General features: G+C 65.5%; 21 protein-coding genes and 1 pseudogene. 12 read left to right on the forward strand and 10 right to left on the reverse strand.

Annotated elements, in window-relative coordinates; genetic code table 11:
- Positions 1–2 precede the first annotated feature (2 nt).
- Both AC0GNO_RS20835 and AC0GNO_RS20840 read left to right on the forward strand, forming a co-directional pair.
- Positions 3–1,118, forward strand: coding sequence for an aminopeptidase (locus AC0GNO_RS20835; protein ID WP_472905350.1), 1,116 nt, complete (start codon positions 3–5; stop codon positions 1,116–1,118).
- A gap of 12 nt (positions 1,119–1,130) precedes the next feature.
- Positions 1,131–1,463 (forward strand): polyhydroxyalkanoic acid system family protein, encoded by a 333-nt coding sequence (locus tag AC0GNO_RS20840; RefSeq protein ID WP_472905351.1) that lies wholly within the window; start codon positions 1,131–1,133, stop codon positions 1,461–1,463.
- Positions 1,464–1,526: 63 nt separating this feature from the next.
- Here AC0GNO_RS20840 and AC0GNO_RS20845 read toward each other — a convergent pair whose 3' ends face one another.
- Complete coding sequence (locus AC0GNO_RS20845) at positions 1,527–1,781, reverse strand: acyl-CoA-binding protein (protein ID WP_472905352.1); 255 nt, start codon at positions 1,779–1,781, stop codon at positions 1,527–1,529.
- A 167-nt stretch (positions 1,782–1,948) separates the two neighbouring features.
- Between AC0GNO_RS20845 and AC0GNO_RS20850 the strand changes: the two genes are divergently transcribed.
- Complete coding sequence (locus AC0GNO_RS20850) at positions 1,949–3,505, forward strand: wax ester/triacylglycerol synthase family O-acyltransferase (RefSeq protein WP_472905353.1); 1,557 nt, start codon at positions 1,949–1,951, stop codon at positions 3,503–3,505.
- Positions 3,506–3,523: 18 nt separating this feature from the next.
- Here the strand turns inward: AC0GNO_RS20850 and AC0GNO_RS20855 are convergent, their stop codons facing one another.
- Positions 3,524–4,288, reverse strand: a complete 765-nt coding sequence (locus AC0GNO_RS20855; RefSeq protein ID WP_472905354.1) for a type III pantothenate kinase — start codon at positions 4,286–4,288, stop codon at positions 3,524–3,526.
- 76 nt (positions 4,289–4,364) lie between these two features.
- Complete coding sequence (locus AC0GNO_RS20860) at positions 4,365–5,036, reverse strand: helix-turn-helix transcriptional regulator (protein WP_472886899.1); 672 nt, start codon at positions 5,034–5,036, stop codon at positions 4,365–4,367.
- 270 nt (positions 5,037–5,306) lie between these two features.
- Here AC0GNO_RS20860 and AC0GNO_RS20865 point away from each other — a divergent pair, with 270 nt between their 5' ends.
- Together AC0GNO_RS20865 and AC0GNO_RS20870 are read left to right on the forward strand one after the other, a co-directional pair.
- Complete coding sequence (locus AC0GNO_RS20865) at positions 5,307–6,437, forward strand: sensor histidine kinase (RefSeq protein ID WP_472886898.1); 1,131 nt, start codon at positions 5,307–5,309, stop codon at positions 6,435–6,437.
- 27 nt (positions 6,438–6,464) lie between these two features.
- A complete protein-coding gene (locus tag AC0GNO_RS20870) occupies positions 6,465–7,451 on the forward strand; it encodes a response regulator (protein WP_472886897.1) in 987 nt (328 codons plus the stop codon).
- Here the strand turns inward: AC0GNO_RS20870 and cqsA are convergent.
- The 4 genes and pseudogenes from cqsA to AC0GNO_RS20890 all read right to left on the reverse strand — a co-directional run bounded on the left by cqsA (position 7,439) and on the right by AC0GNO_RS20890 (position 10,273).
- Entirely contained in the window at positions 7,439–8,686 is a 1,248-nt protein-coding gene (gene cqsA / locus AC0GNO_RS20875) for an alpha-hydroxyketone-type quorum-sensing autoinducer synthase (RefSeq protein WP_472905355.1), read from the reverse strand. The two genes, AC0GNO_RS20870 and cqsA, sit on opposite strands and share 13 nt — an antisense overlap.
- A gap of 181 nt (positions 8,687–8,867) precedes the next feature.
- A complete protein-coding gene (locus tag AC0GNO_RS20880) occupies positions 8,868–9,275 on the reverse strand; it encodes a rhodanese-like domain-containing protein (RefSeq protein ID WP_472905364.1) in 408 nt (135 codons plus the stop codon).
- A 219-nt stretch (positions 9,276–9,494) separates the two neighbouring features.
- A pseudogene (locus AC0GNO_RS20885) lies at positions 9,495–9,995 on the reverse strand (MBL fold metallo-hydrolase); the annotation flags it as partial.
- A gap of 32 nt (positions 9,996–10,027) precedes the next feature.
- A complete protein-coding gene (locus tag AC0GNO_RS20890; RefSeq protein ID WP_305724998.1) occupies positions 10,028–10,273 on the reverse strand; it encodes a metal-sensitive transcriptional regulator in 246 nt (81 codons plus the stop codon).
- A gap of 280 nt (positions 10,274–10,553) precedes the next feature.
- On the opposite strand from AC0GNO_RS20890, the gene AC0GNO_RS20895 reads away from it, so the two are divergent.
- The 7 genes from AC0GNO_RS20895 (at position 10,554) to rocF (ending at position 20,535) form a co-directional block, all read left to right on the forward strand.
- On the forward strand, positions 10,554–11,672 hold the full coding sequence (locus AC0GNO_RS20895) for a TRAP transporter substrate-binding protein (protein WP_472905356.1): 1,119 nt from the start codon (positions 10,554–10,556) through the stop codon (positions 11,670–11,672).
- A 60-nt stretch (positions 11,673–11,732) separates the two neighbouring features.
- A complete protein-coding gene (locus tag AC0GNO_RS20900) occupies positions 11,733–12,356 on the forward strand; it encodes a TRAP transporter small permease subunit (RefSeq protein ID WP_472886894.1) in 624 nt (207 codons plus the stop codon).
- Positions 12,353–14,368 (forward strand): TRAP transporter large permease, encoded by a 2,016-nt coding sequence (locus tag AC0GNO_RS20905; RefSeq protein WP_472905357.1) that lies wholly within the window; start codon positions 12,353–12,355, stop codon positions 14,366–14,368. The genes AC0GNO_RS20900 and AC0GNO_RS20905 overlap by 4 nt, the downstream gene beginning before the upstream one ends.
- 166 nt (positions 14,369–14,534) lie before the next feature.
- A complete protein-coding gene (locus tag AC0GNO_RS20910; RefSeq protein ID WP_472905358.1) occupies positions 14,535–15,434 on the forward strand; it encodes a PPK2 family polyphosphate kinase in 900 nt (299 codons plus the stop codon).
- Between the two features lie 87 nt (positions 15,435–15,521).
- Positions 15,522–18,815, forward strand: a complete 3,294-nt coding sequence (gene icmF, locus AC0GNO_RS20915; protein WP_472905359.1) for a fused isobutyryl-CoA mutase/GTPase IcmF — start codon at positions 15,522–15,524, stop codon at positions 18,813–18,815.
- Positions 18,816–18,890: 75 nt separating this feature from the next.
- A complete protein-coding gene (locus AC0GNO_RS20920; protein WP_472905360.1) occupies positions 18,891–19,553 on the forward strand; it encodes a c-type cytochrome in 663 nt (220 codons plus the stop codon).
- A 64-nt stretch (positions 19,554–19,617) separates the two neighbouring features.
- Positions 19,618–20,535 (forward strand): arginase, encoded by a 918-nt coding sequence (gene rocF, locus AC0GNO_RS20925; RefSeq protein WP_472905361.1) that lies wholly within the window; start codon positions 19,618–19,620, stop codon positions 20,533–20,535.
- Positions 20,536–20,649: 114 nt separating this feature from the next.
- Here the strand turns inward: rocF and AC0GNO_RS20930 are convergent, their stop codons facing one another.
- The 3 genes from AC0GNO_RS20930 to AC0GNO_RS20940 all read right to left on the reverse strand — a co-directional run.
- Complete coding sequence (locus AC0GNO_RS20930; RefSeq protein WP_472886888.1) at positions 20,650–20,949, reverse strand: antibiotic biosynthesis monooxygenase family protein; 300 nt, start codon at positions 20,947–20,949, stop codon at positions 20,650–20,652.
- A complete protein-coding gene (locus AC0GNO_RS20935; protein ID WP_472905362.1) occupies positions 20,946–22,583 on the reverse strand; it encodes a GMC family oxidoreductase in 1,638 nt (545 codons plus the stop codon). The genes AC0GNO_RS20930 and AC0GNO_RS20935 overlap by 4 nt, the downstream gene beginning before the upstream one ends.
- A 303-nt stretch (positions 22,584–22,886) precedes the next feature.
- A partial coding sequence (locus AC0GNO_RS20940) for a transposase (RefSeq protein WP_472905363.1) occupies positions 22,887–23,133 on the reverse strand: 247 nt, incomplete at its 5' end.

The raw sequence follows: 23,133 nt of genomic DNA on the forward strand, positions 1-23,133 counted from the left end.
CCATGTCACGCAACCGCCCGCTGACCGCCGCCCTGGCCGCCGCGCTCATCTGGGCGCTGAGCGGTTGCGCCGGCCCGGCCAGCGGCGTGGGCTACTACTGGCAATCGGTTTCCGGGCACCTGCGGTTGATGGGCGCGGCCCGCCCGCTGCACGACTGGATCAATGACGCACAAACCCCCGCAGAGCTGCGCCAGCGCCTGCAACTCGCCCAGCGCATGCGCCGCTTTGCCGTGGACGCGCTGGCCCTGCCCGACAACACCAGCTACCAGCGCTACGCCGATCTGCAGCGCCGCGCCGCGGTCTACAACGTCGTGGCCGCACCCGAGCTGTCGCTCACGCTGAAGCAATGGTGCTTTCCGGTCGCGGGCTGCGTGGGCTACCGGGGCTATTTCAACGAAAGTGATGCGAAGGCCTTTGCGGCCAGCCTGACCGACGGCCCCATGGATGTGGCGGTGTATCCGGTGCTGGCCTATTCAACGCTGGGCTGGATGAACTGGGCCGGCGGCGACCCTTTGCTCAACACCTTCATCGCTTACCCCGAAGGCGAACTCGCCCGCATCCTGTTTCACGAACTGGCGCACCAGGTGGTCTACGTGGCCGACGACACCGCGTTCAATGAATCGTTCGCGACCGCGGTGGAGCGGCTCGGAGGCGCACGCTGGCTGACGCAGGCGGGCGAAAAGGCGCAACGGGAATACGCGGCCTTCGACGCCCGGCGCCAGGCTTTCCGCGCGCTCACACGCGACACGCGCGAGCACCTGCAGGCGATCTTTGAAGACGTGAACACCACCGCCGACCAGAAGCGCCAGCTCAAGGCCGGCGAGATGACGCGGTTCCACGCGCGGTTCGCCGAGATGCGGCAACACTGGAATGGCTACCGGGGCTACGACGCCTGGGTGGCCCGGGCCAACAACGCCAGCTTTGGCGCGCAGGCCGCCTACGACGACCTCGTGCCCGGCTTCGAAGCGCTGTTCGAGCGCGAAGGCCGGGACTTTGCCCGGTTCTATGATGCGGTGCGCGCCCTCGCGAAACTGCCGCCGCAAGCGCGCCTGGCCCTGCTGAGCGGGCTGACGCCCGACCTGCAGGTCGCTGCGCCTGCACACTCCACAACCCCTTGAGCAGGACCATCCATGGCCGACATCCACATCCAACGCAGCCACCACCTGGGCCTCTCTGGCGCACGAAAAGTGGCCTGGAAATGGGCCGAACAGGCCGAAGCCGAATTCGACATGAGCTGCACCTACGAAGAGGGCTGCGACTGCGACGAAGTGCAGTTCAGCCGCACCGGCGTCAAGGGTACGCTCAGGGTCTCGGAAGACCATTTCGAACTCGATGCCCAGCTGGGTTTCCTGCTCGGCGCGTTCAAGGACCGCATCGAGGGCGAGATTGTGAAAAACCTCGATACCCTGCTCGCGGCCAAAAAATCAGCCAGCAAACCGGCGGCCAAAAAGAAGAAGGCCTGAGCGCCCAAGCGGCGGTCAGGCCCCGATCTGCGCCACGGCGGGCACAGATCCAGTGCAGAGGTCTCAGCTCAAGGATTCGATCAGGTCGATGTACTGCTGCATCGCGTCATCCGCGCTGGCGCCCTTGCAGCTGTTCCAGGCGTCCCATTTGGCGCGGCCCACCATGTCACCAAAGCCCGGCTTCTTTTCGGCGTTGTCCCCGGTGGTCGCCTGCTTGTACAGGGCGTATATCTTGAGCAGGGTGGCGTTGTCGGGCCGCTCGCTCAGGTTCTTGGAGTTGGCCACGGCGGCTTCGAATCGGGTCTTGAGGTCGGACATGCGGAGGCTCCTTCTGGTTTTGAATCGCCCTGAAACCGTCATTGACCTCAGGGCAGGCCCGGTATCTTACGTTCCGGTCTGCCGTCAGAATAGACGTTTCCACCCACAACAAGCCCCGCCAACGCGCCCGCGAGGAGCACCAAAGGCCCGGGATCCGAGGAGATGACATGGTCCAGCGCGTCAAACGCAAGGCCTCCCCCACCGCCGCCGCTGCGGACCAGCCCCGGACCACACCGGCACCACCGAAGGCCACGCCGACGCTGGCCAGCGCCTTGGGGCTCGAAGGCGAGCGCATGAGCAAGGTCGACACGGCCTGGCTGCGCATGGATTCGCCTTCCAACCTGATGATGATCGTGGGCGTGTGGATCCTGCGGCCGGGCATCACCTTGGCCGCGCTGAGCGAACGCGTGCGCGAACGCATGCTGCCCTACCGCCGCTTTGTGCAGATCGCCCGCCAGGACGCCGCGGGTGCCCACTGGCTCGACGACCCCGACTTCCGGCTCGAACGCCATGTGCTCACCCGCACGCTGCCCCATCGGAGCGGACAGAGCGAACAGGACCGCCTGCAAGAGCGCGTAGCCGAACTGACCATGCAGCCGCTGGACCACGAGCACCCGCTGTGGCAGTTCGAGCTGATCGAGTCCTACGAAGGCGGCTCAGCGCTGATTGCCCGCATCCACCACTGCATTGCCGATGGCATCGCGCTGATCAGCGTGATGATGAGCCTGGTCGACGGCGGTGGCCTGCCGCCCAGGCGCTCCCGCAGCAAGCCCGCCGCGGAGGGCCTGGATGCGCCTGGCGACTGGGTGGCTGAAACCCTGATCCGGCCGCTGGGCGATCTCACGGCGAAGGCGCTGGGGGTGGCCGGTGGCAGTGCGGCCAAGTCGTTGTCGATGCTGGCCTCGCCACAGCAAAGCCTCAGCGACACCCTGGACCAGGCGGTGGACCTGGCGCGCATGGGTGGCCAGCTCGCCAGCGATCTGGCGGCGCTGGCGCTGATGCCCGACGACTCGCCCACCCGGATCAAAGGCCAGCCAGGCCGCGCCAAGCGGGTGGCCTGGTGCCAGCCGATCCCGCTGGACGAGGTCAAGGCCATCGGCAAGGCGCTGAACTGCTCGGTCAACGATGTGCTGCTGAGCTGCGTGGCCGGGGCCATCGGCGCGTATCTGCGCGGCCACGGCGACAACACCGCGGGTCAGGAAATCCGGGCGATGGTACCGATCAACCTGCGCAGCCAGGAAGACGCCTGGCAGCTGGGCAACCGCTTCGGTCTGGTGCCGCTGGTCCTGCCGATCGGCATGGACAACCCCATCGAGCGGCTGTTTGCGGTTCGCGCACGGATGAACGCGCTCAAGGGCAGCCTGCAACCACTGCTGACGTTTGGCCTGCTGTCGGTGGCGGGCCTGCTGATCAAACCGGCGCAGGACGCGCTGCTCGCGCTGTTCGGCCGCAAGACCACCGCGGTGATGACCAACGTGCCCGGCCCGGCAACCAAGCTGCAACTGTGTGGCGCGACGCTGGAGCAGACCATGTTCTGGGTGCCGCAGACGGGCACCGTGGGCCTCGGGGTGTCGATCCTGAGCTACGGCGGTGGCGTGCAGTTTGGCGTCATCGCCGACACCACGCTCTGCCCGGACCCGCAGCGCATCATCGACGCCTTCGAACCCGAGTTTGCGAAGCTGCTCGCGCTCACGCTGATGCTCCCATGGGGAGGGACTGACTAACCCCCGCGGCGCGGGGGGTTACCCCAGCCTTTTGTCGGCCACTTCCAGCAAGCCGTCAAAGATCAGGCTGTCGACCAGCTCGAAGGGGATGGACATGCTGGGCGCCATTTTCCAGCCGGCGCCACCGGTCATGTAGGCCACGGGGGGTTCGCCGCAGTGGCGCTGCAGGTTCTCCACCATGCGCTGCACCGCGCCCGCGATGGCAAAGGTGCCGCCGCTGGTGAGCGCGTCGCTGGTGTTGGTGGGAAAGTCACGCACTTCGCCGGTGGGCACGTGCAGGCCGGCCGTGCCGGACTCCAGTGCGCGCAGCATGATGCCGTGGCCCGGCAGGATGATGCCGCCGAGAAACCGGCCCTCGGTGTCGATGGCCTCCACGGTCACGGCGGTGCCCACCATCACCACCACACACGGCCGTGCAGGCCCTTGCGAGAGCAGGCGCTGGCGCGCGCCGATCATGGCGACCCAGCGGTCGGAGCCGAGCCGCGCAGGGTGGTCGTAGCCATTGACCAGGCCCGCCTCCTCGCTGCTGGAAATCACCCACTGTGGACTCACATCCCACAGCTCGAGCTGTTCCTGCACGCGCTGCTTGACCGCGTCACCGGCCACGATGCAGCCGACCACCCAGCGCGGTGCCGGCAGATCGCACCAGTCGCCATCGGCCAGTTTTTCAATGTTCTCCAGAAACTGGGCACCATGCGCCAGCAAACGGGCACCCACGCGGGGCGCGTCGTACAACGCCCATTTCAGGCGGGTGTTCCCAACATCCAGGGCCAAAAAAGTCATGCGCGCATTATGACCACGCGCGGACACCGCTTTTGCGGCATCGCACCATGGGCCATAGATCCGGCGCGAAAGGGATTCAGATCAGGCCGATCCAGCAGGCCCGCTGCACGGCGGCGAGCTTGTTGTCGGTCTGCAGTTTGGCCATGGCATTGGCCAGGTGGTAGTTCACCGTGCGCTCGGAGCAGTCCATGCGCAGCGCGGTTTCGCGCGCGGTCAGTCCTTCGAAAGCCAGGTTCAGGCTTTCCTGCTCGCGCGGGCTCAGGCTCAGCCGCTGTTCGGCGATGGCGCGTCGGAGCATGGGCCAGATGTTGAAGGCCGACCACGCCAACTCGGCGGCCTCGGGCCGCCCGGCAAAGGCCCGCGGGCTGAACATGAAACATTCGAACGCTCTCCCGGCCGGCAGGCTGAACGCCACGCGCACCAGCGTGCGGTGGCCATGGGCCAGCCACAGACGGCGCCAGCGGCCGGCCTGTTCGGCGTAAGCCGATTTGGAAATGTCTTGCCAGGCCACCAGGGGCGCATCGCTGTCGCGCCAGCCGGCACCAAAATCACTACTCTCGGCCAGCGCCTGCGCCTGCGCCAGCATGCGGGGCGGATGCACCGCCAACACCTGGCGGTCGTCCCGCCCGCCCAGGGGGTTCGGACCCAGCACCACCACCGCGTCCACACCCTGATCGCCGATGGCACAGACCCAGTCCGCGAGGATCGCATCCACGCTCACACTGTCAAAGTTGACAGGCAGGGTCATGCTCGCGCCCCCTTCACACCATGGACAATCGAAGCACACCGCTCCCGCACTCGGCGAGGGAGGTCATGCGGATGGTGCAAGGAGAACATGTTGTCGTTGGATCGTTTGCGGGTTCACAGCGCCAAAGCCTGGATTTGGCACTGGCTGCTGGGCGAGCTCGTGCATGCGCCCATGGAGCCTATTTTGCACCCATCGACCACCCGGCTTCGATGGGCAGGTTTCTCGGTATTTTTTGGCAATCTGCTTTTTTACGGCATCTGGAAGGTTGTCGTGCCGCAACCCTATGAGAGCCTGTTCCTGAGAATCGTTGCGGCCTGTTCGGGGGCACTCCTGTTCTTGCCCCTGCTCTCGCGAGACAACAGCTCCTACCGGGGTGCCTGGCTGTATTCCATCGTCTGCTGGCTGGTCATGCCGGTTTTCTTTTTCTGGATGTACTGGATGAATGGGGGCAATCCGGTCTGGCTCGCCAGCGTCAGCGCCATGTTTCTCATCTACTACCACATGACCGACTGGCGACTGGCCACCCTGGGTAGCACGGCCGGCATCCTGATCAGCTGGCTGGCGTACATGGGGCAACGAACGCCGGAACTCCCGGGGCTCAACATTCCGCTGGAAAACCACTTCGTGCTCGGTTTCGCCTGGGGTACGGCCTTCCTGCTGGGATTCTCCAGTGCCAACCTGCGCCGGACCCGCCTGATCAACACCTTGAGCACGATGGCGGTGATGGCGCACGAACTGCGCACGCCGCTGGCCACGGTGGACCTGCTGGGCGACGTGCTGCGCAACCAGGCCCAGCACGACATGCCCGACCACAAGCGAAAGAAGATTGAAGACCTGGCGACCCGGCTGCAAAACCTGGTGCGCAGCATGAACCGCCAGATCGACACCCAGATCTCCAACGCCCAGCTGCTGCGCCTGCCCCATGAAAAGTCTTCCGTCCATGCGGCGGAGCTGGTGCAGGAGGTGGTGGCCAACCATCCCTACCGTTCTTCGCGCGAACGGGATTGTGTTGACGTGTTTATCCAGCAGGATTTCTGCTTCATGGGCTCCCGGGCCCTGTTCTCACAAATGCTGGGCAACCTGATCAAGAACGCCCTGCATTCGCTGGCCGCGTCCAGCCATGCTTCAGGCCCCGGTGATCTGCGCATCACGGTGGGCGTATACCGCGGCAAAGGCCGGCTGGCGGTGGCCGACAAAGGCCTGGGCATTCCCCACGAACACCAGCAGCTCATCTTCGAGCCTTTTTTTTCCACCCAGACGGGCGTGGGCAGTGGCCTGGGCCTGACCTTCTGCAAGAACGTGGTGGAGACCGTCAAAGGACAGATCAGCGTGCATTCCGAACCCGGCGAGGGTGCGGTCTTCGTGATCGATCTGCCCCTGCACGTCACCCCCGCCGCCTGAGCGCTCCCCACCTTCCGGACAAACGACATGGCCCTCAAGCTCCCTCTCTACCACCGTTCGGGCAGCCTGCTGTTTCTCGACGACGATCTCGACTACCTGGAGATGCTGGGCATGGTCTTGCCCAGCCACCTGCAAGTCGAACTGTTCAGCCGCCCTTCGGGTTTTGCCGAGCGCATGCGCGATGAACCCGCGCGCTGGGAGGCCGACGCCGGCATGCACCTGCAGATGATCGAACGCTGGCGCCGGGGACAGTCCCTCATTCCCCAGGTGCTGCGTTACTGGGCCGGCAGCACGGACCGCTACCAGCTCGCTCAGGTCTGCGTGGTGGACTACGCCATGCCCGGCACCGATGGCCTGAAAGTGCTCACCACCCTGCTGGACTGGCCAGGCGCACGCGTGCTGCTCACCGGGCAGGCCGACGAGCAGGTCGCCATCCAGGCGTTCAACAGTGGCCTCATCGACCAGTTCATTCCCAAGCAGGCTGCCGACATCACCGGTCGGTTGCTGACGGCACTGGCGAAACTGACCCACGCCCCCCACCCCCGGCTCAACACCCTCTGGCGCGCCGTCCTCCAGCCCTCACAACAATCGCTGCTGCAGGTCCCTTCGGTCGCGCGCACGCTCCAGGCCCATGCCCTGAAGCACTGGATCGAATACGTGGTCCTGGGCGAACCGTTCGGTCTGCTCGGCCTGGATGCGTCGGGCCGGTGCGAATGGCTGCAACTGGAACCGAGCAACGGTCTGCCCGATCTGGCGGAACTGGCCACCTCCGCCGGTCTCGGTTTTGACGTGGCGCGTGCCGTCGCTGCGGGGCAGCTGCTGCCCGCGGTGGAGCTGCACCAGCAACTGGGCCTGCACGGTCCCATCCGCACCGCGCGATCCTTCGATGTGGGAGACGATGGACTGCTCATGGCGGCCAGCTTCAAGCTGGCAGAAGCCGACCTGCCGCAGCCCATCTACCCGTATCGCAACTTTCTGGATGTCCAGGGTACGCGCAAGATTCAGGACGCCTGAGTGGCTGCGCCACGGGATCGCCGCGCGACCGGCCAATCCCAGGGCTTGACCAGCGGCGCGATCTCGCGCGCCACCCCGGCGACATGGTCCATTTCGGCATCGGTCAGCGCCGCGCTCAAGGTCAGTCGGACGAGGGACCGGTTGCGCGCCGTGGCCGGTGCGCAGAAGACCGCACCAAAGATGCCCCGCTCTTCCAGCAGGTCCCGCAAGACCAGCGTGTCCGGCTCGGGCCCCGCCTCCAGCGCGATGATCTGCTCGGTGCCGTGGTACACCGGAAACCCCTGGTCGATGAAGTCCTGGCGCATCCTGAGCGAGTGGCGGTGCAGGCGCTCACGCTCGGCGTGGCACCCCTTGATGACATCCAGGGTGGCGTTGAGCGCGGCCACCTCGTGCGGCAGCAGACACGAACTGAAGATGTTGTGATGGCTGGTGCTCAGGATGTAGTTGCGCAGGCCTGTCGGGATGTTGAAGTAACCCGCGCGCCCGGCAAAGGCCTTGGCCAGGCTGGCCGTGATGAAGTGCACCCGGCTGGAGAGCCCGAGTTCGACACACAGGCCGGCGCCTCCGGGTCCGTGGGTGCCGAGCGAGTGCGACTCGTCCACCAGGATCATGCAGCCGCCCGCTTCGGCCAGGTCCACCAGCTCCGTCAAAGGCGCCACGGACCCGGTGGTGCTGTAGACCGAATCCACCACCACGAGACCCCCGCCATGTTGGCCGATCAGGCGGCGCAGGTGATCCACATCGTTGTGCCGGAACGGATGGGTTGGTGCACCGGCCCGCCGTGCGCCTTCCCACAGTGAGGTGTGCGCCAGCATGTCGATATAGACCGGCGTCTGCTCGTCGGCGATGCACTGGAGCAGGCCCACGTTGGCCGCATATCCCGATTGGCACAGCACCCCGTCGTCCTTGCCGATCCACGCTGCCATCTTCTTTTCGAACGCGCGCACGGGATGGCTCTCCAGCAGGAACGACCCGGACTGAATGACGAAGTCCCCATCCTGGCGGATCGCTGCCATTTGCGCGCTGACGATGGCCGGGTGGCCCGTCACGCTCAGGTAGTCGTTGCCGTTCAGCCGGACCGCATCCGACCCCGGGTCGCGTCCGTGCACCAGTGATCGGCCGCCCCATTGGTGGTTCCAGCGCTGAATGAAGTCGCGTTCGATGCGATCGCAGAGGTGGGCCGCAAAAGCCGGATTGACGGCCGTTTTGCTGCGGGTGAGTTCGAGCATTTCCATGGAGATCTCCTGTCAGACAAGGAAATCCCATTGAAAAAAGAAATGCGTGACAGCCCGCACACCCCCTGTCAGGATTGACAGGTCTTGTTACACTTTTTTCTCAAGTTTGATGTAACCGGACCGACAAGCGGCATGTTCAGACCACCGTCACGCCCGTACAGGGGCCTTGCAGCGCTCGGTGTCAGTTCTGCCGCCAGGGCAGGCCGTGGTGGCGCCAGCCGCCCTTGAGCCCCCGGTGGGCGTGGGCATCCGGATCACCCTCAAAGCCTTCCAGGATGTTGTAGGCCTCCAGGCCCAGTTCGGTCGCGCGCTTGGCCGCCGCGATCGAACGCACGCCGCTGCGGCACAGCAGTACCAGCTTCTGTCCCTCAGAAGCTGCCTGCCGGATGCGCTCGTCAAACTCCGGATTCATGGCCATGCCGGGCCACTGCTTCCAGGCCACCGGCACCGCGCCCGGCACGAAACCGACCCATTCGCGCTCGGCGTCGCTGCGCACGTCCACCAGCACCGCCTCACCCGCCTGCACCCACCGCCATGCCAGCTGGGGCGAGACATCGCCCGCATAGGAGCCCTGGTGCGCTGCCGCCACCGGGCGCGGATGCAGCAGCCAGGCGCCATCAACATCGTGGCGCAGGCCCGAGCTGAGGTTGGCCGGCACGGCCTCGTCGATGCGCCTCGGCTTGGGCAACTGCAACGATTCCATGATCGCGACGAACTCGGCCTCGCTCTTGCCCGCCACGCGGGCATTGCTGTTCTTTTCCTGACCGATCGTGGAATGCGTGCGGCCCTGGTAGTCGTGACCGGGCCAGACGGTGGTGGCATCGGGCAAGGCAAACAGCACCTCGGTCAGGCTGCGGTACAGCTCGCTCGCGCTGCCGGACTGGAAGTCGGTGCGACCGCAACCATTGATGAGCAGGGTGTCGCCGGTGAAGACGTGGTCGCGCCAGACATAGCTCATGCTGCCGGCCGTGTGACCCGGGGTGTGCAGGGCCTGCAAAGTCTCCCCGCCAAACGGCAGCGTGTCGCCGTGCTGCAGCTGGATGCCCGCGGTGCCGATGCCGCAGCCCTGCGGGGCGGCCGTGCGGGCACCGGCGAGTTCGGCCAGCTGGCCGGCACTGGTGATGTGGTCGGCGTGGGCGTGGGTTTCCACGGTCCAGACCAGCTTCAGGCCGTACTCGCGCAGGATGGCCAGGTCGCGCTCGATCTGGTCGTCCACCGGGTCGATGATGAGCGCGTCGCGCGTCAACTGATCAAACAGCACATAGGTGAAAGTGCTGGAAGCGGGGTCAAACAGCTGGATCGGTTTCATGGTGAAGCTCCTGGGGCGCTGCCCCTGCAAGGTCAGGAAAAACGCGCCAGCATATCGGCGACGTCGTCCGCCGGCAGGTCACCCTGGGCAATGACACAGCCGACCATGGTGAAAAAGGTCTTGTCCAGCGCCTTGCGCGCCGCCGCCAGCTGCTGCGCAACCTTCTCGCAGTCGGCATCGGATTCGAGCAGCTTCTGGATGCCGCGCAGCTGTCCCTCCACGCGCTTGAGTCGGAGCACCAGGGCGCGTTTGCGTTCGGGATCGTGGACGGTGGTCATGTCGGCTCCTGTGTAAAGCGGGGTTTGCACCCAGGGCTCTGTCACCGGAACGCCCCACGCATACCCCAACAGGTATTGTAGTGAGGGCGGAATCCGTGCCGGCCAGGTCGTGTTTTCTTGCGTTGACATGTATCCGGAACCACGCTTACCCGAAATCAGAAACCCCTCTGGAAACAAGTTCTTTGCGTCGCATGGATGACAGCCGTTGGTGAAAACCCTGCACCAATCCGAGGGAGGCGCGGCGCATGATGAAATGCCCTTTCATACTGGAGACATACCGATGAGCGAGAACAAACCCACCTCTTCACGCCGCAACATGATCAAAGGTGCGGCCGTCGCTGCGGGCACCATGTCGGTCCCGATGATCGCGACCGCGCAAACGACCAGCCTGCGGTTTCAGAGCACCTGGCCCTCGAAAGACATCTTCCACGAATACGCCGCCGACTTCGCCAAGAAGGTCAACGACATGGCGGGTGGCAAGCTCAAGATTGAGGTACTCCCGGCGGGTGCCGTGGTGCCCGCGTTCCAGTTGCTCGAAGCCGTGGCCAAGGGCACGCTGGACGGTGGTCACGGCGTGGTGGCTTACCACTACGGCAAGAACTCGGCGCTGGCCCTTTGGGGTTCCGGCCCGTCCTTCGGCATGGACCCCAACATGCTGCTGGCCTGGCACAACTACGGTGGCGGCAAGGACCTGTTGGCCGAGATCTACAAGAGCCTGAACCTGGACGTCACTTCTTACCTCTACGGCCCGATGCCGACCCAGCCCTTCGGCTGGTTCAAGAAGCCGATCGCCAAGGCAGAAGACCTCAAAGGCGTGAAGTTCCGCACCGTGGGTCTGGCGGTGGACATGTACACCGACATGGGCGCAGCGGTGAACCCCTTGCCCGGTGGCGAGATCGTGCCCGCGCTGGACCGCGGTCTGATCGACGGCGCCGAGTTCAACAACGCCAGCTCCGACAACCTGCTGGGCTTCCCCGACGTGGTGAAGAACTGCATGCTCCAAAGCTTCCACCAGAGCGGCGAGCAGTTCGAGATCTTGTTCAATTCCGCCAAGCTCAAGGCCCTGCCCGCCGAGCTCAAGGCCATCGTGGACTACGCGGTTCAGGCGGCCAGCGCCGACATGAGCTGGAAAGCGATCCAGCGCAATTCGGAGGACTACATTGATCTGAAGAAAAAGGGCGTGAAGTTCTACAAGACACCCGACGCCATCCTGCGCGCGCAGCTCACGGCCTGGGACAAGATCATGGCCAAGAAGGGTGGCGAGAACGCCATGTTCAAGAAGGTGCTCGACAGCCAGCGCGCCTTTGCGCAGCGTGCCGGCCAATGGCAGAACGACTACACGGTCGACTTCAAGATGGCCTACAACCACTACTTCGGCAAGGGCGCCAAGAAAGGCTGATCCTTCGCTTGCACACAGGGGCGCCACCGGCGCCCCTTTCTGTTTCAGACGGGACTCACGATGCAACAATTTCTCTGGGCGGTGGATCGCGCCTCGACATGGTTCGGCAAGCTCTGCGCCTGGGCGGTGGTGGGGTTGACCCTGCTGATCAGCTGGGAGGTGTTTTCGCGTTACGTGCTCAACACGCCACACGCCTGGGTGCTGGACGCGCAGATCATGCTGTACGGCCTGCTCTTCATGACCGCTGGCGCCTACACCCTGGCCAAGAACGGCCATGTGCGCGGCGATGTGCTCTACGGATTCTTCGAGCCGCGCACCCAGGCGTCCATCGACCTGGCGTTGTACATCGTGTTCTTCCTGCCCGGCATCGTGGCGCTGACCTGGGCCGGCTGGACTTTCGCCAACGACTCGCTGGCGATCCGCGAACAGACCTTCAACGCCGACCCGTTGCCGATCTACCCCTTCAAGTTCGTCGTGCCCGTGGCGGGTGCCCTGCTGCTGCTGCAGGGGCTGGTGGAGATCCTGCGCTGCCTGATCTGCCTGAAAACGGGCGCCTGGCCCACGCGGGAGGAGGACGTGGAAGAAGTCGATGTGGACAAGCTCAAGGAGATGGTCCATGTGAAAGACAGCGACATCGAAAGTCTCGACCAGTTGGTGGTCGCCCAGAAAGGCGGCCAGCCATGAAGATCCGCAAAGAGCTCTGGTTCGGCTTCGGGCTGATGGGCCTGATCCTGGCGGGCGTGCTGGCCATGGTGATCAGCGCACCGACCATGACCAACGGCCACTACGGCCTGCTCATGCTGTCACTGGTGGTCGTGGCCATCATGCTCGGCTTTCCCACCGCGTTCACGCTCATGGGCATGGGCATGCTGTTCGCGTTTTTCGCTTACCACTCAGGCGACCAGACCTCCGCGGGAGCGATCCAGCAGACGCTGGACCTGATGGTGCAGCGCGCTTTCTCGGTGATGAGCAACGACGTGCTGATCTCGATCCCGCTGTTCGTCTTCATGGGTTACCTGGTCGAGCGCGCCAACCTGATCGAAAAGCTGTTCCACAGCCTGCACCTGTCGCTGGCGCGCGTGCCCGGCTCGCTGGCCGTGGCCACGCTCGTGACCTGCGCCATCTTCGCCACCGCCACCGGCATCGTGGGTGCGGTGGTCACGCTCATGGGCCTGCTGGCCATGCCGCAGATGCTGCGCGCCGGCTACGATGTGCGGCTAACGGCCGGCTCCATCACCGCAGGCGGCTGCCTGGGTATCCTGATCCCGCCCTCGGTGCTGCTCATCGTCTACGGTGCCACCGCGGGCGTGTCGGTGGTCAAGCTCTACGCTGGCGCCTTCTTCCCCGGTCTCATGCTCGCGGGCCTGTACATCCTGTACGTGATCATCATCGCCAAGGTCAAGCCGGCCTGGGCGCCACCCTTGAGCGCAGAGCAGCGCAGGGTACCGATTCCCGAACCACTCATGCGCATGGGTGCCACGGGCAATGCCTGGGCCCTCGGGGGACTGCTGAACGGTCTGAAGGGCGCCAACAACCACGGCGTGCCCGCTGGCTACATGCTGCGCCAGCTGGGCATCGTGATGCTGCCCGCCCTGCTGTTCGCCGCCGTGGCCGTGCTCAGCTACCAGAGCGCCACGCGGGTGGTGGCGGTGGAGACCTACGAAGAACTGCAGCCCATGGGCGCAGGCGCAGCCCCTGAAGCATCGGGCGACGATGCGGGCGGCCTGGCCGAACCCCCCGTCGAAGAAGAGGGCCTGAGCGAGCCACCCTCCGCCGATGGCGACCTGGCCGAGCCACCTGGCGCCGACAGCGATGCCGTGGCCCTGCCCCCAGGTGCCGAGGCAGACACCACCGAACCACCTGCCGACAGCCTGGCCCTGCCTCCGGGCGCCGTCCCCGCCACACCGGCAGCGGCGGGCACCGAGCCGGCGGCCACCACCCAGCCCGCCTCGCAAGGCTACTGGATCGGTCTGGGCGTGGGCGCGCTGGCGCTCGCGGTCTTCTACGGCATCCTGAGCTACGCGCGGCTCGAAGTCTTCAAGATGCTGCTCTCCAGTTTCTTCCCGCTGCTGGTGCTCATCACGTCGGTGCTGGGTTCGATCGTGTTTGGCCTGGCCACGCCCACCGAGGCGGCAGCAGTGGGCGCGCTCGGCGGCTTCCTGCTGGCCGCGGCCTACCGGCAACTCACCTTCAACGTGGTGAAGGAAAGCGTGTTCCTCACCGCCAAGACCAGCGCCATGGTCTGCTGGCTGTTCGTCGGTTCGGCCATCTTTTCGGCGGCGTTCGCGCTGCTCGGCGGGCAGGCGCTGGTGGAGCAGTGGGTGCTCGGCATGAACCTTACCAAGACCGAGTTCCTGATCCTGAGCCAGGTGATCATCTTCATCCTCGGCTGGCCGCTGGAGTGGACCGAGATCATCGTGATCTTCATGCCCATCTTCATCCCGCTGCTGGACAACTTCGGTGTCGACCCGCTGTTCTTCGGCCTGCTGGTGGCGCTGAACCTGCAGACCGCGTTCCTCAGCCCGCCGGTCGCCATGAGCGCGTTCTACCTGAAGGGTGTGGCGCCGAAGCATGTGACGCTGAACCAGATCTTCGCCGGCATGCTGCCCTTCATGGGCATCCAGGTACTGGCCATCGTGTTGCTCTACCTGTTCCCCGCCATCGGCATGTGGTTGCCAGAAGTGCTCTACAAATAGGGCCTTCCGCGCGCAGGAGCGGATGTCCCCTTTGAACATGGAGCGCTTCGGCGCTCCATGTTTTTTGCGAAACGGGTTAACATTACGTTTACGTAAACGTCAATCCAAACGGGTTGACGTCGGGTCGTCACTGATGCACCCTGCCAGCCCAACTCCCGGAGACAACATGCCCAATCCGAGCGACGTTTCACTGCCCTTCCCGGCCACGGCTGTCCGAGCCGCCAGGGGCAGCCTCTGGCAAGCCTGGCAGATCGAGCCGGCCAGCAATGGCAAAAACGGGAAGAACGGCAAGGGCCCCTCTCTGGCCTCGTTCAACCCGGGCGCCAAACCCTTTTCCGTCGGCAACAAAAACGCCGACCAGGCCGTGCTGCTGTCTCTGGCCCAGGAAATCGACCGGTTGCAAAACCTCTTTTACGCCGACGGCCGCCACAAGCTGCTGGTGGTCCTGCAGGGAACAGACACCTCGGGCAAGGACGGCACCGTGCGCGGCGTGTTCAGCCAGACCAGCCCGCTGGGCGTGCACACCGTGGGCTGGAAAGCGCCCACCGAGCCAGAGCGCGCGCACGACTACCTCTGGCGCATCCACCAGCAGGTGCCGGCCGCCGGGCACATCACGGTCTTCAACCGCAGCCACTACGAAGACGTGCTCGTGCCGGTGGTCAACCAGTGGATCACGCCCGAGCAGACGCGCCAGCGCTACGCCCACATCAACGACTTCGAACGCCTGCTGGCCGAGACCGGCACGGTGATCCTCAAGTGCATGCTGCACATCGGGTTCGACGAGCAGCGCGAGCGCCTGCAGGAGCGTGTGGACGACCCGGACAAACACTGGAAATTCAGCCTCGGGGACCTGGACGTGCGCAAGCAATGGCCCGACTACCAGCGCGCCTACGAAGACCTGCTGGGGGCCACCAGCACGCCCTGGGCGCCCTGGACCGTGGTGCCCGCCAACTCCAAGACACACCGCAACCTGATGATCGCCACCCTGGTGCGCGACACGCTCAAGGCGCTGAACCTGCGCTTTCCGCCCGAAGACACGGCCCTCAAGGGCCTGCGCATCGAATAACGACCCACCAGGGCCTGTTCACACTATTTTTCCAAGATGGAAAAATAGTGTGAACAGGCCCTAGACCCGCCCGAGAGAGACAAGACCATGACCGACCTATCAGCCGACTTCAAGGCCCTGGCCAGCTACCGCCCCACCAACAAGGTGCGCTTCGTCACCGCAGCCAGCCTGTTCGATGGCCACGACGCCGCCATCAACATCATGCGCCGCATCCTGCAGGGCATGGGCGCCGAGGTGATCCACCTGGGCCACAACCGCTCGGTCGACGACGTGGTCACTGCGGCCTTGCAGGAAGACGTGCAGGGCATCGCCATCAGCTCCTACCAGGGTGGCCACGTGGAGTACTTCAAGTACATGGTGGACCTGCTCAAGCAACGCGGCGGTGAGCACATCCAGGTGTTCGGCGGCGGCGGCGGCGTGATCGTGCCGGCCGAAATCCGTGAGTTGCACAACTATGGCGTGGGCCGCATCTACAGCCCGGAAGACGGCCAGCGCATGGGCCTGGCCGGCATGATCGGCGAGATGGTGATGCGTTGCGACCATGACATCAGCGGCCATGCGCCCAAGGCCATCGAGGCCATCCAGGGGCACACCGAAATGAACTGGCGTGCGCTGGCGCAGCTGATCACCGCCATAGAGAACGGCAAGTCAGACGGGAAGCTGCTGGCCGCGATGCGCCAGGCAGCAGTCAGCCACAAGACCCCGGTGCTGGGCATCACCGGCACCGGCGGCGCCGGCAAGTCCAGCCTGACCGATGAGCTGATCCGCCGCTTCCGGCTCGACCAGGACGACGCGCTGCGCATTGCCCTGATCTCCATCGACCCCTCGCGCCGCAAGAGCGGTGGCGCCCTGCTGGGCGACCGCATCCGCATGAATGCGATCGCGCCCTGGAGCAACGGTCAGCGCGTCTACATGCGCAGCCTGGCCACGCGCGACAACAGCAGCGAGATCAGCGCCGCCCTGCCCGACGTGGTGGCGGCCTGCAAGGTGGCGGGCTTCGACCTGATCGTGGTCGAGACCTCGGGCATCGGCCAGGGCGACGCGGCCATCGTGCCGCACGTGGACATTCCGATGTACGTGATGACGCCCGAATTCGGCGCCGCCAGCCAGCTGGAGAAGATCGACATGCTCGACTTCGCCGAGTTCGTGGCGATCAACAAGTTCGACCGCAAGGGCGCGGCCGACGCGTTGCGCGACGTGGCCAAGCAGGTCCAGCGCAACCGCGAGGCCTTCACCGTGATGCCCGACCAGATGCCGGTGTTCGGCACCATGGCCGCGCGCTTCAACGACGACGGCGTGACCGCGCTCTACCAGGCACTCAAGGTGCGCCTGACCGAACTCGGCCTGCCGCTGACGGACGGCCACCTGCCACGGGTCACCGTGCGCCACAGCACCAACCAGACCCCCATCGTGCCGCCGGCGCGCACACGCTACCTGGCCGAGATCAGCGACACGGTGCGCAGCTACAAGAAGAAGGCCCGCGCGCAGGCGAAACTGGCGCGGGAAATCCAGCAGTTGCGTGCCGCCGCCGAGATGCTGGCGGTCGACAAACCCAACCGCCCGAAAGCCTCGGAAGCCGCCATCGACCTCGCCCAGGCGCGCGAGCTGCAGCAGGATCCGGCGGCTCGCAAGCTGCTCACGCAGTGGCCCGACATGCAGAAGGCGTATGCGGGCGATGAGTACGTGGTGAAGATCCGCGACAAGGAAATCCGCACCGCGCTCACCACGAAATCGCTCTCGGGCACCACCATCCGCAAGGTGGCCCTGCCGCAGTACGAGGACCACGGCGAAATCCTCCAATGGCTGATGCTCGACAACGTGCCGGGCAGCTTCCCCTTCACCGCCGGCACTTTCGCCTTCAAGCGCGAAGGGGAAGACCCGACCCGCATGTTCGCCGGCGAAGGCGATGCCTTCCGCACCAACCGCCGCTTCAAGCTGCTGTCCGAAGGCCTGCCCGCCAAGCGCCTGTCCACCGCCTTCGACTCGGTCACGCTGTACGGCAACGACCCCGATCCGCGACCCGACATCTACGGCAAGGTTGGCAACTCGGGCGTCTCCATCGCCACGCTGGACGACATGAAGGTGCTCTACGGCGGCTTCGACCTCTGCCACCCGGCGACCTCGGTCTCCATGACCATCAACGGCCCGGCGCCGAGCATCCTGGCGATGTTCATGAACACCGCCATCGACCAGAGCCTGCACAAGTTCCGCACCGACAACGGCCGCGATCCGACCGACGACGAGACCCAGAAGATCCGCGCCTGGACGCTGGCCAACGTGCGCGGCACGGTGCAGGCCGACATCCTGAAAGAAGACCAGGGGCAGAACACCTGCATCTTCTCGACCGAGTTCTCATTGAAGGTGATGGGCGACATCGCCGAGTACTTCGTGCACCACGACGTGCGCAACTTCTACTCGGTGTCGATCTCGGGTTACCACATCGCCGAAGCCGGTGCCAACCCGCTCAGCCAGCTCGCGTTCACGCTCAGCAACGGTTTCACGTTCGTCGAAGCCTACCTGGCGCGTGGCATGCACATCGACGACTTCGCGCCCAACCTGAGCTTCTTCTTCAGCAATGGCATGGACCCGGAGTACACGGTGCTCGGCCGCGTCGCGCGCCGCATCTGGGCGGTGGCGATGAAAGAGCGCTACGGCGCCAACGAGCGCAGCCAGAAACTGAAGTACCACGTGCAGACCAGCGGGCGCAGCCTGCACGCGCAGGAAATCCAGTTCAACGACATCCGCACCACGCTGCAGGCGCTGATCGCCATCTACGACAACTGCAACAGCCTGCACACCAACGCGTTCGACGAAGCCATCACCACACCCACCGAAGAATCGGTGCGCCGCGCGATGGCGATCCAGCTCATCATCAACCGCGAGTGGGGTCTGGCCAAGAACGAGAACCCCAACCAGGGCGCCTTCATCATCGAAGAGCTGACCGAGCTGGTCGAAGAAGCCGTGCTGAGCGAGTTCGAGAAGATCGCCGAACGCGGTGGCGTGCTCGGCGCCATGGAGACCGGCTACCAGCGCAGCAAGATCCAGGAAGAGAGCATGCACTACGAGATGCTCAAGCACACCGGCGAGTACCCCATCATCGGCGTCAACACCTTCCGCAACCCGCACGGTGACCAGACGCCCGAGACCATCGAACTGGCGCGCTCGACCGACGAGGAAAAACAGTCTCAGCTGCAGCGCCTGCTCGACTTCCACGACCGCCACGCGGCCGAAGCCCCGGTCCAGCTGGCGCGCCTGAAGCAGGCCGTGATCGAGAACAAGAATGTGTTCGAGGTGCTGATGGACGCGGTGCGCGTGTGCTCGCTGGGCCAGATCACCCACGCGCTGTTCGAAGTGGGGGGCCAGTACCGGCGCAACATGTGAACCTGCGCCGCTTTCCGCGGCTTGCTTGACCGGGGTCAAGTGCCCCATCATGGGGTGGATAGCATCATCCAAGAGATGAACACCACTCCATTCCTTCATGCCGCCTTGGGCATGGTTTTCGCCTTGGTCTGTGGCGCAGCGGCGGCCCAGACCGGTGCGGGCACCCCGCCCACCGGCACCCCCGAAGAGCGCCTGAAGGTGATCTTGCAGGACCCACAGCAGCTGGAAGCCTATGCCCGCATGGGACAAAAAGTCTCCCTGTTCTGCGCCAACTGCCACGGTGACGGTGGCAACAGCGTCAGCAGCGAGGTGCCCAACCTGGCCGGCCAGAACCCGACCTACCTGCTGACCCAGGTGCGCCAGTTCGCCGATGGCAGCCGCCGTTTCGAATTCATGGAGCGGCTGATCAAGGCCATGTCGGTGGACGAACGGCTGGGCGTGGCGGTGTACTACGCGCGCCAGCCCGTCAAACCCCAGCCAGTGAAAGATGCGGCGCTGGTGGCCAAGGGCAAGCAGTACTACGACAAGATCTGCTGGCGCTGCCACGGTGAACAGGGCCACGGCAGCGAGTCCTTCGCCCGCGTGGCCGGACAGCAGACGGTCTACCTCACCCAGACCCTGCAAAACTACCGCGGCAGCATCGGCACTCGCGTCAACCCGCTCATGACCGCCAACACCGTGCACATGAGCGACGCCGACCTGCGCGCGGTCGTGGCCTACGTGTCCTCGATGCGCTGACGCACGCAGAGGCACAGCGCCCCTGCGCACGCTGGGGCCGGCGTGTTGGCGGCACAATCGCGCCATGCACCACCACATCAGCCTCATCGGCGTACCCACCGACATCGGCGCGGGCGCCCGCGGCGCCTCCATGGGCCCCGAAGCCCTGCGCGTGGCGGGTCTTGCGGCCATGCTCGAAAACCATGGCCTGCGGGTCACGGACCGCGGCAACCTTGCCGGTCCGGCCAACCCCTGGCTGCCCCCGGTCGACGGCTACCGGCACCTGGCGGCCGTGGTGGCCTGGAACCAGACCCTGCACGAGGCGGTGCACGCCGAACTCACCCGGGGCCACCTGCCCATCGTGCTCGGTGGCGACCACTGCCTGGGCATCGGCTCCATCAGCGCGGTGGCCCGGCACTGCCGCGAAACCGGCAAAACACTGCGCGTGCTCTGGCTCGACGCCCACGCCGATTTCAACACCGCCGAACTCACACCCAGCGGCAACATCCACGGCATGCCGGTGGCGGTGCTGTGCGGCCACGGTCCCGCCGAACTCACCGGCATCGGCGGACAGACACCGGCCATCGCCGCCGACGTGGTGCGCCAGATCGGCATCCGCAGCGTGGACGCCAGTGAGAAGCGCTTCGTGCACGAAGCCGGGCTGGAGGTGTTCGACATGCGCTACATCGACGAGATGGGCATGCGCCACACCCTGGAGCAGGCGCTCATGGGCATGGATCACAACACGCACCTGCACGTGAGCTTCGACGTCGATTTTCTCGACCCCGAGATCGCGCCGGGCGTGGGTACCACCGTGCCCGGCGGCCCGACCTACCGCGAGGCCCAGCTCTGCATGGAAATGATCGCCGACACCGGGCGGCTGGCCTCGATGGACGTGATGGAACTCAACCCCGCCCTCGACGTGCGCAACCGCACCGCCGAACTGGCCGTGGACCTGATCGAGAGCCTGTTCGGCAAGTCCACGCTGATGCGCAAGAAGTAGGCTCCCCCCGCGCCGCCCGCGGCGTCACCCCCCAGGGGGCGATGCGAGTGGCCCGGCAAAGCCGGTTCCACCGCATCCTGGCGTTCAGTCACGCGCCACCGGACGCGTTGTCGGTCAACTCTTTCCGACAAGCTCCAGGTGTTCGACCACCGGCGGCAGCAGGAAGAACGGGCCGACGATGGTGCGCCATTCAGCGAACGCAGGCGACTGGCGAAAACCCACAGTGTGGTCTTCCAGCGTGTCCCAGTAGATCGTCAGGATGTAGCGGCCCGGGCTTTCAATGCTGCGGTTGACCTTGAAGCCGTTGAAGCCTCTGGCCTGGGCGATGACGGTGCTGGCGCCGCGCAGGATGGCTTCTTCAAATTCGGCAGTGCGGGCGGGGTCGATGCGGATGTCGGCGTGTTCAAGAATCATGGTGTGGCGCTTTCGGCAGAGTGGTCCTCCCGGATCATATCGACGGCCTTCTCGGCCATCATGATCACCGGGGCATTGGTGTTGCCGCCCACCACGCTCGGCATGACCGACGCGTCCACCACGCGCAACCCCGCCACGCCGTGCACCCGCAGGCGGGCGTCCACCACCGCCATCGCGTCCGGCCCCATGCGGCAGGTGCCGACCGGGTGGTAGATCGTGTCGGCATGGAACCGCACGAACTGCTCGATCTGCGCATCGCTCCGGGCATGCGCCGAGGCTTTGGACTCCGCCCCCCCATGGCGGGCCAGCGCCGGCTGCTGCATCAGCTCGCGCATCACCTTGAAACCCCGCACCAGCCGGGCTGCGTCGTCCGGGTCCTGCAGGAAGGCCGGATCGATCAGCGGCATCACCTGCGGATCGGCGCTGGCCAGACGCAGCGTGCCCCGGCTCTTCGGGCGCAGCAGGCACACGTGGCACGAATAGCCGTGACCCAGCACCGTCTTGCGGCCATGGTCCACCAGCTTGCCCACCACGAAATGCAGCTGCAGATCGGGAATCGACTCCTCCGGCGCGCTCTTGATGAAGCCACCCGCCTCGGCAAAGTTGGTGGTCAGCAAGCCGCTGCGGCTGCGCCGCCATTCGAACAGGCCCCGGACCATCTTCGCCACACCGGCCAGGGACAGGCCGAACAGATCGGTCAGTTTTGGCGCGTTCACCACCATCACCACGTCCGGGTGGTCGTGCAGGTTCTCGCCCACGCCGGGCAGGTTGTGCACCACGCCGATGCCGTGTTCAGCCAGCTGCGCCGCCGGGCCGATGCCGGAGAGGATCAGCAGCTGAGGTGACCCGAACGCGCCCGCGCTCAGCAGCACCTCGCCGCCCGGATTGAGCGTGAGCGTCTGCAGCGGGCCACGCCCGCCGTCGGGGCGGTATTCCACACCCTGCGCGCGCGCCTGGCCACCCACGGCTTCGGTGAGCACCCGCGTGGTCAGCGCATGCGTGATCACCTTCAGGTTGGAGCGTCCCAGGTGGGGCGTGAGGTAGGCCTTGGCGGCACTGAAACGCTCGCCATTCTTGTGCGTGACCTGGTAGCTGCCGATGCCCTCCTGTTCGGGGCCATTGAAATCGGTGTTGAGCGGGTAACCCGCCTGCTGGCCGGCTTCGATGAACGATGGCAGAAAGGGATTCGGCGACCGCAGGTCCATCACGTTCAGCGGTCCACCCTGGCCGTGCAGGGCGTCGGCCCCGCGCTGATTGTGCTCAGCGCGCTTGAAATAGGGCAACACATCGGCAAACGACCACCCCGGATTGCCCTGCGCTGCCCAGCCGTCGTAGTCCTGCGGGTGGCCCCGGGTGTAGATCATGGCGTTGATCGAGCTGGAACCCCCGAGCACCTTGCCGCGAGGCTGGTAACCGCGCCGGCCGTTCAGACCGGGTTGCGGCACCGTGGCATAGCCCCAGCCGTTGAGTTCGTATTTCGCCATCACGGCCAGGCCCGCCGGGCAATGGATCAGCACGCTGCGGTCGGGTGGGCCAGCTTCCAGCAGGGCCACGCGCACGGCCGGGTCTTCGCTCAGGCGCCCGGCGAGCACGCAGCCCGCCGATCCACCGCCGACGACGATGTAGTCGAACATAAGGTCTCCGTTGTCTGGCACGGGGATCGCTTGTGAAGCCCCTGCCGGTCACGTTGGTGTGGAGGTCATCGCCACGCAACGGGGTGCGCGACAATCCGCAGGCAAGTTAGCACAGCGCCGGCAGCACCGCTAGGCGTGCCAGCCTAGGAGTCTGCGCGGCAGAACGTTTGGCGTGCTGATTTGATTGCAACTGCGCGGTGCCTCGGGCGATTTGATCGTTCCCGTTGTTTTGAGTGGTCTGTGCGGCGACCTTGTGCGGGTCTGAGGGCTCCGTTTCGCGGCCCGCGATGCCCCGTTTCCCCCTCAAGTACCGCGCAAACTGCACATCCTTCTCAAGTTGAGCGCCAGGCACACGAGCTTGAACTCGGCCTTGACCTTGTCCAATCCCCTCAGGCTGAACTGCCTGAACCCCAGCACGCTCTTGATCCAACCGTTGGGCGCCTCCACGATCCACTTCCTCTTGCGGTAGGCAGCCTTGCCTTCGGGCGTCTTCAACTTGGCATCCATCGCTGCGCTGTGCGGGTACTTCTGGGCGTCGATCTCAAGGTCC

It is taken from the genome of Hydrogenophaga sp. L310, assembly GCF_055703065.1.

Bases quoted from the DNA above. Each gene is read 5' to 3' on its own strand.
- AC0GNO_RS20920 (WP_472905360.1), top strand. From the start codon at position 18,891: ATGAACACCACTCCATTCCTTCATGCCGCCTTGGGCATGGTTTTCGCC.
- AC0GNO_RS20905 (WP_472905357.1), top strand. From the start codon at position 12,353: ATGAAGATCCGCAAAGAGCTCTGGTTCGGCTTCGGGCTGATGGGCCTG.
- AC0GNO_RS20890 (WP_305724998.1), bottom strand. From the start codon at position 10,273: ATGACCACCGTCCACGATCCCGAACGCAAACGCGCCCTGGTGCTCCGA.
- AC0GNO_RS20850 (WP_472905353.1), top strand. From the start codon at position 1,949: ATGGTCCAGCGCGTCAAACGCAAGGCCTCCCCCACCGCCGCCGCTGCG.
- AC0GNO_RS20895 (WP_472905356.1), top strand. From the start codon at position 10,554: ATGAGCGAGAACAAACCCACCTCTTCACGCCGCAACATGATCAAAGGT.
- AC0GNO_RS20935 (WP_472905362.1), bottom strand. From the start codon at position 22,583: ATGTTCGACTACATCGTCGTCGGCGGTGGATCGGCGGGCTGCGTGCTC.
- cqsA (WP_472905355.1), bottom strand. From the start codon at position 8,686: ATGGAAATGCTCGAACTCACCCGCAGCAAAACGGCCGTCAATCCGGCT.
- AC0GNO_RS20930 (WP_472886888.1), bottom strand. From the start codon at position 20,949: ATGATTCTTGAACACGCCGACATCCGCATCGACCCCGCCCGCACTGCC.
- AC0GNO_RS20900 (WP_472886894.1), top strand. From the start codon at position 11,733: ATGCAACAATTTCTCTGGGCGGTGGATCGCGCCTCGACATGGTTCGGC.
- AC0GNO_RS20845 (WP_472905352.1), bottom strand. From the start codon at position 1,781: ATGTCCGACCTCAAGACCCGATTCGAAGCCGCCGTGGCCAACTCCAAG.
- AC0GNO_RS20855 (WP_472905354.1), bottom strand. From the start codon at position 4,288: ATGACTTTTTTGGCCCTGGATGTTGGGAACACCCGCCTGAAATGGGCG.
- AC0GNO_RS20835 (WP_472905350.1), top strand. From the start codon at position 3: ATGTCACGCAACCGCCCGCTGACCGCCGCCCTGGCCGCCGCGCTCATC.
- AC0GNO_RS20840 (WP_472905351.1), top strand. From the start codon at position 1,131: ATGGCCGACATCCACATCCAACGCAGCCACCACCTGGGCCTCTCTGGC.
- icmF (WP_472905359.1), top strand. From the start codon at position 15,522: ATGACCGACCTATCAGCCGACTTCAAGGCCCTGGCCAGCTACCGCCCC.
- AC0GNO_RS20870 (WP_472886897.1), top strand. From the start codon at position 6,465: ATGGCCCTCAAGCTCCCTCTCTACCACCGTTCGGGCAGCCTGCTGTTT.
- AC0GNO_RS20910 (WP_472905358.1), top strand. From the start codon at position 14,535: ATGCCCAATCCGAGCGACGTTTCACTGCCCTTCCCGGCCACGGCTGTC.
- rocF (WP_472905361.1), top strand. From the start codon at position 19,618: ATGCACCACCACATCAGCCTCATCGGCGTACCCACCGACATCGGCGCG.
- AC0GNO_RS20860 (WP_472886899.1), bottom strand. From the start codon at position 5,036: ATGACCCTGCCTGTCAACTTTGACAGTGTGAGCGTGGATGCGATCCTC.